Here is a 10,982-nt window from a genome sequence, read left to right as displayed (position 1 = left end):
TGTTTGGCAAGTTCTAATAATCCTAACTTTGGTTTGATGATCTTTTCTTCTGTACTCATCTGACAAATCTAATTTAAGGGTTAAACTAATTTATTAAGATTGTCAGATTAAGTCTTAACTATTACATTTTATTCTAACGGTAGCACTAATAGTCATTGTTAAGTTTTCGTTTTTTGTTTAATTCAGATCAAAGAACAGATTGATTTGTTTTAGAAACTCATTTCTCGGTTTGTTCAAATTCAGAATATTGTAAAATGGGTTATTTATCGATTTATCAATCAGCTTTCCATTCCGAATTTTCATTAAATGTGGAAATCGACTATAATTTTTCAGCTTGTTAAGTGCTTCAGACATAAATTCAGCGTTATAATCCGATTCCACTTTTTTCCCATTCAGATACACGATTTCAATTTCATCTGTTAAATTCGGAATGATATTGTCTTCAATGTATTTTCTTGAGTTCTTTCGATTATTGTAGCAGAAGAAATTCTTTCCGTGATTTTCAGTTAGAAATTTGGAGTACTTCTTTTCAAATTTTTTTCGATTGAAATGCCCAATTGGAATGAAAACAATCATTAATGGAATTGCCACAATAAACAAAGGAATTCCGATTATGAATATTAGAAATATGTCTCTTAATTTTCTCAAGCTCTAAACATTATCCAACGTACAAGCTAAAAATTGTTTTAAGGATTCTTTAGCGACCGATACTGAATCAAGTTCAGCACAAGTAAGTGAAGTTCGGAAATTTTGGCATACTAATCCAATTGAAATTGATGGATGTCGGTTTTGAATTGATGAATCGGTCAATAAATAAATTTGAGTTTCTTTTCTTGGCAAGGGAAGTTGGATTTAATCAATAGTTAAAAGCTATCAGGATAGGTTGTATAACTTTGTTATAAGGTGTTTTTTTCATTGCTCTGTTGGTATTTGTTTGTAGTGGCTTCTGTAGCGCCCACCACTGCCCCCTGCTAGTATAAATATGCTTCCGTAATCTTCCCATTTATAGTCAATAACTAGGTCATTTTCTTTGGTCAGACCAATACGTAACCTTTTAATGTGACGAATTCCATAAATAATCGGGATGAAAGGGGGAATTTCCTTTTTATATTTTCTTATAAACACTTCATAATATCCTTTCCGTTTAAATTTTCCATTAAATGCCTCAGATTTGACTCCTAAACTGTCCTTGATTGTCAGCACAAGTTTGTTGTTGGTATCAAAATGAAAATGGATAACGTCAGCATTTAGATCGAAAAGTTCAAAAGCGGATAAAATTCTTGTTTGGTGGTTATAGTTTCGTCCCTTGGTGAAGTACGATTTGTTGTTAAAGCTTGCTTTGAAGGTATTTTCGATTGGAGAAAAGTCTTTTTTATGGATTCCCATTCCCGTGCTGCAAGAACTTAGAATTACGGTGATGAGTATGATTGGTATTTTTCTTTTCAAATTGTTGTTTTTTTAAACTCTCTTCAAAACATTGAGATAAGCTTGCTCGGGGTAACGTTGAAAAAACGAACGACAACTTGTAAAACTAAAAGAAGCTACATCGTATTTTTCTTGTACGATTTTGTAGTGTTTAATTTTAACTTTCCGTCGACTAGTTCATAACGGTTTTTAATAAGAACTACACCTTCTTTATAAATAAATTCATCGTAATATTCGTAAATCTGATTAAACTGAAAAAGCCGCCCATTATAAGGCTTTCCATTTCGAAAATTAATTTCAACAGTTTTACCCGTTAGCGGATTTATGGACCTTTCTAAGATTACCACATCATTGGCAAATGTTTGTTCTGTCAACAGATTACCTTCATAAAAAACCTTTTGAATACCTTCTCTTTTACTGTTTTTGTAATATGTATGGACAGCGATTAAAAAATTATTTTGAATATCTAGACCATCTATAATTTTATTATTGACACCATCATATATACCAACACCTATTTGTTGCTTTCCATCATTGGTCATCCAATAAACGGTATCTTTTTTTAAACCAAAAATTCTCGTTTCTAGGCTGCGAAAATGATTTACAGCTTCTAACTCCACTTGTTTTATCAATTTTCCTTTTTTATAAAACTGCTTGTAGCGAGTACCAACATATACACCATCATAGATTTTTCCATTTATGTACTTAGCAGTAAAATCTATTTCACCATTTTCAAGATATACTGTGCATAGCCCGTGCAGTTGGCCTCGTCTATAATTCGCTCTATTGGTAATGATACCCTTAACATTGTACCAAACAATTTCACCCTCAAAAGTTTCTTTGTCTAAATCAGAAAAACACCCCTTCATTTGTAAAACCCCATTGATGTAAAAATCCTTTATGCAAAAAAGAGAATCACTCTTTTTATCCACTAATCGGTAAAATTCAGCTTCATCTTTAGTTGTTACTTTCCAGTCTTTATCAAAGTAAATTTTGGATTGACCATTGATATCATGAGAGATGTGTAGAAATGATATTATAACTATTAAGGGGGTTAACTTATTCTTTTTCATTTTGAATTGATGAATGGGTCAATAAATAAATTTGGGTTCCTTTTCCTGGCATGGGAAGGTGGATTTCAACCAAAGGATGGAAGACTTTTTTACTAAAAACTATCAATAGGGGTTATCTGTTTCATATACTTCGTCAAGTAATCTATCTGTTCTTTTTTACTCATCCCTATAATAGAATCATTCAAGTTGACATATACTGCTTCTTGCTCACTACTATTGATTTTTGCTCTTATTTTTTTAGTTACCAAAGAGGATTTCGTTTCAAAACTAATATTGAACCTTTTTTTATTGCTGATTCTATAAAGACTGTCTATTATAGATTTTTTGATATCAACATTTAAATTGTAGTCAAGAGTGTATAACTGTTTTTTAATGCTGTCCCTGAGTATTTGTTTTAAGTTGAATCTATCGTTCTTATTGCTTAAAGTGTATCTTTTGTAATAATAAAAATCGCGACCAAAAAAAGGGAATATGTTTTTTTTGTATTTAAAAATGTGCCCAATACGCCAATAAGTGTCGTTTCCGTACTTGTTATAATTATCTTCTTCTTTCAGGTTTTTACTTTCACCCGAAAAATCGTATAATTCCAAATTGTCCAGATTATAAAATAGGGATTTGCCATATAAACGGCCATAAGACCAACCATCATAAATACCGAGAAATTTTAGGGATTTCAACCTATTGTTGTAAATGGTCAACTTGTACGGAATGTATAAATCAGTGCTATCCCTAAAGGGTTTTATTTTGCAGGGCAGGTGTTTGGCTTCTTCATTTTTTACATAGTACATTGGTTTTGTATAATGGTATACTATTGTAAAAACCATAAGCAAGAGTATGGCCAATAGCGTTTTTTTAAAAGTGAACTTGTAAACTTTCTTTATCATGATACGTGAAGTTCACAAAATTCAACTTGAAACCTAAGGGTCAATTGACGGATGCCCGTTTTCAATTGATGGATGGGATAATTAATCGGTTTGGATACTTTTCTTTGGTAAAGGAAGGAGTGTTTCCATTACGTCTACTAAAAGAGGGCAGAGGCTATTTGAAAAGATGAAAAACACGTCGTTCTGAATTAATTTCAGAATCCCAACAATCTAATAACCAATGTTTATGAGAAGCTGAAACAAGTTCAGCTTGACGAAAACCATACTTTTTAGACAGTTTCAACTGCTTGATTTTTTTATCGGTAAGCGTCATTAAGACCCATTCCTTTTTGAATCATGGGCAAGATTTTTTCCAATCTTCTCATTTTGGTTTTTTCTTGCTTCGCTTCCGCGATATATTCACAAAATTCCTTTTGCTTAAAAAGAGTGAGCACTTCAAATGCAGCCTTTAAGGTGTTGTTCTCCTCTAAAGCTGTCATTAGTAGGGAAGGGATTTGAACCTCTTTGGAACTTTTTTCAGGGGCAATAGTAAGCCCTTTCCTTTGATTTTCAATGGCCTCGGACATATAGTTCTGGACCCCAGTCATATCAATTTCTTCCACGGTATTGAACTTCCAGTGTCTCATTCCTTTGGTTTTACCTTCTTGGGCATTGCTCAAAACTTTTTTTGGGTCGCTTAAAAGGGATCCATTAAAGAACCAAACCCCAAAGTGATTTTTGAATCGACAAATACCGAATACATTTTTCCATTCACGGTATACACGGGGAAGTTCCACTTGTAGTCCTCTTCGCAAGACGTTTGCAGCGCTAGGGCTCTTAAAGCAATAATTTCTTCTTTGAACCTGTGTTCAGTTTCGTAATACGCTTCAACCTTTTCTGTTTTTTCCATGTGTTTCAATTTGAACGGCAGTCAGCTCGCAGATTTTTACAATTACCTGAACGGCTTTTTCCATACTTTCCAAAGGAACATATTCATACTTACCATGAAAATTGTGTCCCCCAGCAAAAATATTGGGGCATGGCAGTCCCATAAAGCTCAATTGAGAACCATCGGTACCGCCACGAATGGGTTTGATTATGGGTTCAATATTCAAGGATTCCATAGCCTCCTTGGCAATTTCAACAATGTGGAAAACAGGTTCAACCATTTCGCGCATGTTTCGATATTGATCCTGAATCTCTAGCTGGATACAATCACCATATTTTTTGTTGAGCTTTGTGGCAATATCCTTCAGCAACTCTTTTCTTGCCTCGAAATGCTCTTGGTCATGATCCCTTATGATCAGTTCAATTTCTGCTTTTTCAATTTCGCCCTTTATTTTATGCACATGAAAGAAACCTTCACGGTCTGTGGTGTGCTCGGGAACTTCCCTTAAGGGAAGCAAACTCAAAAACTCATTGTTAATACCAATGGCGTTTACCATTTTGTTCTTGGCATAACCGGGGTGAACGTTTTTTCCTTTAATCTTAATTGTGGCACCTGCCGCATTGAAGTTTTCGTATTCCAATTCTCCCACTTGGCTTCCGTCCATGGTGTAGGCCCATTCCGCACCAAATTTTTCAACATCGAACTTATGTGCACCTCGTCCAATCTCTTCATCCGGGGTAAAGGCGATGCGTATCTTTCCATGTTTGATTTCGGGATGTTGAATCAAATATTCCATCGCCGTGATGATTTCTGCAATTCCAGCCTTGTCATCAGCTCCCAATAAAGTGGTGCCATCAGTGGTAATCAGGGTTTGGCCTTTGTAAAGCAATAAATCTTCAAAATAATCTGGAGATAGTACAATATTTTTGGACTTGTTGAGGGTGATATCCTCACCATCATAATCCTTGATTATCTTAGGTTTTACCTTTTTACCACTGAAATCGGGAGTGGTGTCAAAATGAGAAATAAAACCGATAGTAGGCACTGGTTTGTCCAAATTACTGGGCAAAGTAGCCATGATATAGGCATGTTCGTCTATGGATACTTCTTGCATCCCAATCTGGTGGAGTTCCATAACCAATTTCTTTGCAAGGTTCCACTGTTTTTCCGTACTAGGGGTGGACTTGGAGTAGGGGTCGCTTTGGGTATCTATAGACACATATTCCAGAAAACGGGGTAGTAATTTTTCCATAAAGTGCGTTTCATCAAAAATAACGTTTATTCAATCGTCATTTTAAGAAAAAAAGTAATTGAAAAACTATCTTTCCCGTTTTGAATACCAACCAAATTGAGAAAGACTTTCTTTTATTTTATTCTTTTGTCCGGGATTTTCTGTTCGGCTCAAGCGGAATGCGCATTGGGTGTCGGAGGGAAAAACGATGAGGAGATTGCAGAAGTCTTTCAACTCAATGATGTACAATTGGAAAAACTAAAGAATTGGAGTGCTGAACTTCGGGTGCGCAACGACTTTTTAAAGGATCAGGCAAAGTATCTTTTGAAACGAAATGCACAAAGTTCTCCAGAAGATTTATTGTCCATGTCCATTAAATACAGAAAACTTTTAGATAGTATGAAACAAAATTTAAGAATGCTCGATAAACGTCTGCTTTCCATTTTTAACGAGAAGCAATACAACCTTTACGTAGAGCTTTGTGGGCAAATGATGCTCCGTCCGATTTACGTAGATAGGTCAGTTAACGAAAAATAAGAGATTTCCTATAATCTGATCTAAGAGTTTATATTTTTGTTCAAAATTTTTTAGATGTACAAGCTCCTTATTCGTCCACTACTTTTCTTGCTCGATGCTGAGACTGCACACCATTTTTCTTTTACTGCCATAAAAACACTTTCGCGATTGGGGTTTGGGCCACTTTTTCGAAAAATTTGGATGATTAAGGATCCAAGGCTTGAACGCGAAGTATTTGGATTGAAATTTTCGAATCCTGTCGGCTTGGCTGCTGGCTTTGATAAGGATGCAAGATTGTACAATGAGCTGTCCAACTTTGGTTTTGGTTTTGTGGAAATAGGGACATTGACTCCTAAACCTCAAGAAGGAAACCCTAAGAAAAGGCTGTTTCGATTGTTGGATGACCAAGGAATCATAAACCGAATGGGGTTCAATAACAAAGGGGTTTTTGAAGCAGTAGAACAATTGAAAAAAGAACACCGGGTTTTGATAGGAGGCAATATTGGTAAGAATAAGGTGACCTCCAATGAAAATGCAATAAAAGACTATCTGATATGCTTTGAAGCACTTTTTGATCATGTTGATTATTTTGTGGTAAACGTAAGTTCACCTAATACACCTGGCCTAAGAGAACTTCAGGATAAAGAACCTTTGACGCATCTGTTGAAGAAATTAAAACGACAAAACGGCAAGCAGGCTAAAAAGACTTCCCAAAAAGAAAAACCAATACTACTAAAAATCGCGCCTGATTTGAGTGATGATCAACTAATGGATATTATTTCGATAGTAGAGGACACGAAAATTGATGGTGTTATTGCAACGAACACCACAATTTCAAGGGAAGGATTAAAGTCGCACCTTATTATGACTGAAGAAAAGGGAGGTCTTAGTGGAAAACCTTTAACCAATAGGAGTACGGAAGTAATTCGGTTTTTAGCTGAAAAAAGCAACAAGGCTTTTCCAATTATTGGTGTGGGGGGAATACATTCACCTGAGGACGCACTAGAAAAGATAAATGCGGGTGCAGATTTGATTCAACTTTATACCGGTTTTGTATACGAAGGACCAGCGTTGGTCAAAAATATCAATAAGACAATTTTGGAACGTTCTTAAAAGTGGCTCCAGCAACGGTTTTTTATCGTTTCAAAGTGAAATGACTTTTGTATTCTTTTCTAATACCATCTTCGGTATCATAGGACAATTTAAACCAGTAATCTGTTGAAGGGGCTTTATTTCCTCTCACAGTGCCATCCCATCCTATATCGTTATCAAACCGATACAGGATAACGCCGTACCTATCAAAAATGGTGATTTCAGGATTTTCAATTTCGAACAGGCCGACAATGCTCCAAGTATCATTATATCCATCTCCATTGGGCGTAAAGAAACGAGGGTAATCAACAATAAGGAACTTTTTAGATACTATACTACATTCGTTGGAATCTTGAACATAGGCTGTATGTTCACCCGGAGCGAGATTGGAAAAAACAGGATTGTCGCCGAAGATTAGGTTGTCCATACTAAACAAATATGTGCTTTCCCCTTCAACATTTATAGCAACCTCATGGTTGTTTGAAAATAGTTCGCTCAGCATGTTGATCTCAAATACGGCGGGAGGTTCAGAGGTGATTACAGTGGTGGAAATTGGTATTTCACAATCGTACAATCGATTCCTAACAACTACATAATAAATTCCTTTTTGGGAGGGAATAAGAAATGGTTGCTCTTCACCGGCCAAAAGATTTTCTTGGGCAATTGAATTTAAATACCAAGTAAATGAGTAGTCCGTAATCGAAAGATTGGTTTCCAATCGAGGGCTAGGTTCAATGGGAGTTCCATTACTATCGAGGCACAAAACATATTCTTCTTGTAAGCTGTGCGAAAAATTGAGTTGATGCAGATAGATGTTAAACGATGTAATTTCATAACAACTTTCTCCTGAAGAAATTCGGGCATAAATGGTTTCTACGGATTGGTTGAGGAGATGTTTACTTGGTTCAGGAATCTGATTTCGGAAGTTTTCAGCATCCTCACGGGATAGGTAATAATAAACCTGATAGATTTCCGCGTTTTGATTCCCAAGAAGTAAGGAGGTGTTTTCAGTTAAATCGGTCAATTCTCCACCTGTGTCGTCAAAATCACAAATGTTGATATCCATTGGAGGTTGGGATAGTTGCGGAGGTGTTATAAACTCTATTTCCACCTCTCCACCAGAAATACAGGTGGGTGAAAATTCTACTTCTACGTTATAGGTTCCACCGTTGGATACTGAAATAGTAGGTCTGTCGTCAAAATGGGTCAGTCGTGTTCCATTTCTGTACCATCTATAGTGTTGTGCGCCAGAAGCGGTGGCATCCATATTGAAAACTTCCCCCTCGCACAATGGATTGCCGCTTTTTACAGTTCTACTATCTCCTAGGGATACGTCAATGGAAAAGCTACCACCTTCGAGAAATACTGCAGAATCCAATTCCGCATCCAAATTGTCTGCGATTACCAGTTTTATGGTATAGGTTTCTCCGGCGATTACCTCCGATTGAGCAACCATGCTTTTTGTTTCCCCAGACATGGAAATATCAGAAGAAGGGCCGTTTAGCCCACCAAAAAAAGCTTCATTTTGCGGATTGCACATTCCATCCACACCAGGACGTATGCTTGTGGCCGAAACACGGGCATTAGACCCAGGAACTAATGCCAAATTTGTTGACCTTCCGCTAGAATCGGTTAAAATAAAGGCAAAAACATCAGAATAAACACACTGAAAAGCATCTGAATATTCTTCAGAAGCAAAAAGAAAATTGAAACTTATCCTGTTGGTCTTAGGAACAAAATCAAATTCAATGTAAGAAGCGTTAAAAAGGTTGGGTATTCTGGTAATATCGGATAGGTCTCTGTCTCCTGCCCATTCAAAAGAACCAGAGGTTTTCAGGTCTACATTTGGACCTTCGGCATCTGTAGCGTTACCAGTAGAAATTACAATGCCTTCCTGGAATGGAAAGTTACTCCCGTTTGCATTAAAATAACCAATCCCATCTATATTGAACTCAGAACCAGTAAAGAATTTATAATTTGAAGTTTCAGCACAACTGCTATTTACCAAAACTTCTTTCACCAAACGTTCAACCGTATAGTTTGGGTCCACAACAATTTGCCCAAAGGAGACAAGCCATGAGCAACATATTAATATAAGCGGAAATAGTTTCTTTTTCACAATGCTATGCTCGTTACAAGTTAACCGAGCAAGGATAAATATAATGGTAATTCTTTGAAAGGTTACAAGTCCATGGTCCTATTCGCTAATTATCAAAAATTATGGCTGTATGGCGAAATGTCAAAACCAAAGAACAAGCAGAATGGATATCTGATATTTTGTACTTTTCACATTTTTAAGAAAGTAAGATTGAACTACGAAATTTTGATTGCGTTTGCAGTTGCATCGGCTGCGTTGGCCATAGCTCCTGGGCCGGATAATATTTTTGTTCTTGGACAAAGTATTTCCAATGGTGTAAAATCAGGACTTGCAACTGTTTTAGGGCTTGTAAGTGGGTGTTTGGTGCATACGACCCTATTAGCGTTTGGTGTTTCAGAAATTATTAAAAGAAGTGATGTCCTCTTTTGGGGGATTAAACTTTTTGGAGCGGCTTATTTACTGTATTTGGCAATCATGGTATATAAAAGTGATTCAAAAGTTTCGCTAAGCCAAAAGAAAGAATCCCTAAAAGGAATGGGCAAATTGTTCTGGAAAGGATTTACCATGAATGTATTGAACCCTAAGGTTACGATTTTCTTTTTAGCCTTTTTTCCTGGTTTTTTGTTTAGTGATGAGTTGAGTACGGTACTTCAATTTTATGTGCTTGGTCTGTTGTTCATGTTAGTAGCGTTCGTCATTTTCGGAGCAATAGCCGTTCTCGCAGGAGCTATCTCCGAATATCTTTTAAGGAATCCGAAAACGGGATTCTATCTTAAATGGGTTCAGATTGTGGTTTTTGTTGGAATTGCACTTTACCTACTTGTATCGGATAAATAGTGGTAATTTTACATTGGCAATGTCAAAAGTGAAGCTAATAGAATGTCCAAGAGATGCCATGCAAGGCATCAAGACCTTTATCCCTACTGAGGAAAAAGCAAGATATATCCAATCACTTTTAGGATGTGGCTTTGATACTATTGATTTTGGTTCTTTTGTTTCCCCCAAGGCCATTCCCCAAATGGTCGATACGGCCCAAGTGCTAGAACGATTGGATTTATCTAAGACCAACAGCAAGCTTTTGGCCATTGTGGCAAACACTAGAGGAGCTATTGATGCATGCAAACATAAAACCATTGATTATTTGGGATATCCCTTCTCGATTTCCGAGAATTTCCAAATGCGAAACACACATAAAACCATTGCTCAATCAGTAGATACTTTAAAAAGTATTTTAGAGATTGCACATACAAATAATAAGGAAGTTGTCACCTATATTTCTATGGGGTTTGGAAATCCGTATGGAGACCCATGGGATGTAGACATTGTAGGGGAGTGGACCGAAAAGCTGGCTGCAATGGGAACAAGAATACTTTCCCTTTCTGATACCATCGGGAGTTCTACCCCCGAGGTCATCAACTATTTGTTCTCGAATCTAATTTCCAAATATCCCGATATTGAATTTGGAGCGCATTTACACACGACTCCAAGCAAATGGCATGAGAAAGTTGATGCGGCGTATAAAGCTGGGTGCCGACGTTTTGATGGTGCTGTCCAAGGATTTGGTGGCTGTCCTATGGCCAAGGATGAGCTTACTGGAAACATGCCTACGGAAAAGATGTTATCCTACTTCACTTCCCAAAAAGCCGACTCAAGTGTCAATTGGATGGTTTTTGAGGCAGCATATAACAAAGCTACGGAACTGTTTTCCGCCTACCATTGATTCTTTTGGAATTCAAAAAACGAAATCTTAAAATTTATTTAAATTAAGTCTAAATTAATTTGCCAATGAGGTTAG

The 10,982-nt window shown here is 36.7% G+C and carries 12 protein-coding genes; 4 read left to right on the top strand and 8 right to left on the bottom strand.

Features of this window, described 5'->3' with window-relative positions:
• Positions 1–177: 177 nt before the first annotated feature.
• The 7 genes from E4661_RS11425 to pepT form a co-directional block, all read right to left on the bottom strand.
• A complete protein-coding gene (locus E4661_RS11425) occupies positions 178–648 on the bottom strand; it encodes a hypothetical protein (protein ID WP_136467428.1) in 471 nt (156 codons plus the stop codon).
• A 264-nt stretch (positions 649–912) separates the two neighbouring features.
• Complete coding sequence (locus E4661_RS11420) at positions 913–1,446, bottom strand: hypothetical protein (RefSeq protein WP_136467426.1); 534 nt, start codon at positions 1,444–1,446, stop codon at positions 913–915.
• A 95-nt stretch (positions 1,447–1,541) separates the two neighbouring features.
• On the bottom strand, positions 1,542–2,498 hold the full coding sequence (locus tag E4661_RS11415) for a toxin-antitoxin system YwqK family antitoxin (protein ID WP_136467424.1): 957 nt from the start codon (positions 2,496–2,498) through the stop codon (positions 1,542–1,544).
• 92 nt (positions 2,499–2,590) lie between these two features.
• A complete protein-coding gene (locus E4661_RS11410) occupies positions 2,591–3,382 on the bottom strand; it encodes a hypothetical protein (RefSeq protein WP_136467422.1) in 792 nt (263 codons plus the stop codon).
• Positions 3,383–3,678: 296 nt separating this feature from the next.
• On the bottom strand, positions 3,679–4,158 hold the full coding sequence (locus tag E4661_RS11405) for a YdeI/OmpD-associated family protein (RefSeq protein WP_313779656.1): 480 nt from the start codon (positions 4,156–4,158) through the stop codon (positions 3,679–3,681).
• Positions 4,059–4,271, bottom strand: a complete 213-nt coding sequence (locus E4661_RS19630; protein WP_313779657.1) for a hypothetical protein — start codon at positions 4,269–4,271, stop codon at positions 4,059–4,061. Before E4661_RS19630 ends, E4661_RS11405 begins: the two co-directional genes overlap by 100 nt.
• Complete coding sequence (gene pepT / locus E4661_RS11400; protein WP_136467421.1) at positions 4,249–5,502, bottom strand: peptidase T; 1,254 nt, start codon at positions 5,500–5,502, stop codon at positions 4,249–4,251. Before pepT ends, E4661_RS19630 begins: the two co-directional genes overlap by 23 nt.
• A gap of 96 nt (positions 5,503–5,598) precedes the next feature.
• On the opposite strand from pepT, the gene E4661_RS11395 reads away from it, so the two are divergent.
• Positions 5,599–6,018 carry a hypothetical protein gene (locus E4661_RS11395; RefSeq protein ID WP_136467419.1) on the top strand — a complete coding sequence of 140 codons (420 nt, stop codon included), beginning with the start codon at positions 5,599–5,601 and terminating at the stop codon, positions 6,016–6,018.
• 54 nt (positions 6,019–6,072) lie between these two features.
• Positions 6,073–7,110, top strand: a complete 1,038-nt coding sequence (locus tag E4661_RS11390; RefSeq protein WP_136467417.1) for a quinone-dependent dihydroorotate dehydrogenase — start codon at positions 6,073–6,075, stop codon at positions 7,108–7,110.
• Between the two features lie 22 nt (positions 7,111–7,132).
• On the opposite strand, the gene E4661_RS11385 is transcribed toward E4661_RS11390, so the two are convergent.
• Positions 7,133–9,208, bottom strand: coding sequence for a T9SS type B sorting domain-containing protein (locus tag E4661_RS11385; protein ID WP_136467415.1), 2,076 nt, complete (start codon positions 9,206–9,208; stop codon positions 7,133–7,135).
• Between the two features lie 189 nt (positions 9,209–9,397).
• Between E4661_RS11385 and E4661_RS11380 the strand changes: the two genes are divergently transcribed.
• Positions 9,398–10,024 carry a LysE family translocator gene (locus E4661_RS11380; RefSeq protein WP_240751464.1) on the top strand — a complete coding sequence of 209 codons (627 nt, stop codon included), beginning with the start codon at positions 9,398–9,400 and terminating at the stop codon, positions 10,022–10,024.
• 19 nt (positions 10,025–10,043) lie between these two features.
• The gene (locus E4661_RS11375; RefSeq protein ID WP_136467412.1) at positions 10,044–10,907 is read left to right on the top strand and encodes a hydroxymethylglutaryl-CoA lyase; all 864 of its coding nucleotides are present in this window, start codon (positions 10,044–10,046) and stop codon (positions 10,905–10,907) included.
• The last annotated feature ends 75 nt before the right edge of the window (positions 10,908–10,982 follow it).

The sequence above is a fragment of the Flagellimonas onchidii genome (genome assembly GCF_004804315.1).
In the GTDB taxonomy this organism is placed as follows: Bacteria; Bacteroidota; Bacteroidia; order Flavobacteriales; family Flavobacteriaceae; genus Flagellimonas; species Flagellimonas onchidii.
This window is presented reverse-complemented; position numbering and strand designations above follow the sequence as displayed.

Bases quoted from the DNA above. Each gene is read 5' to 3' on its own strand.
- pepT (WP_136467421.1), bottom strand. From the start codon at position 5,502: ATGGAAAAATTACTACCCCGTTTTCTGGAATATGTGTCTATAGATACC.
- E4661_RS19630 (WP_313779657.1), bottom strand. From the start codon at position 4,271: ATGGAAAAAACAGAAAAGGTTGAAGCGTATTACGAAACTGAACACAGG.
- E4661_RS11375 (WP_136467412.1), top strand. From the start codon at position 10,044: ATGTCAAAAGTGAAGCTAATAGAATGTCCAAGAGATGCCATGCAAGGC.
- E4661_RS11410 (WP_136467422.1), bottom strand. From the start codon at position 3,382: ATGATAAAGAAAGTTTACAAGTTCACTTTTAAAAAAACGCTATTGGCC.
- E4661_RS11415 (WP_136467424.1), bottom strand. From the start codon at position 2,498: ATGAAAAAGAATAAGTTAACCCCCTTAATAGTTATAATATCATTTCTA.
- E4661_RS11390 (WP_136467417.1), top strand. From the start codon at position 6,073: ATGTACAAGCTCCTTATTCGTCCACTACTTTTCTTGCTCGATGCTGAG.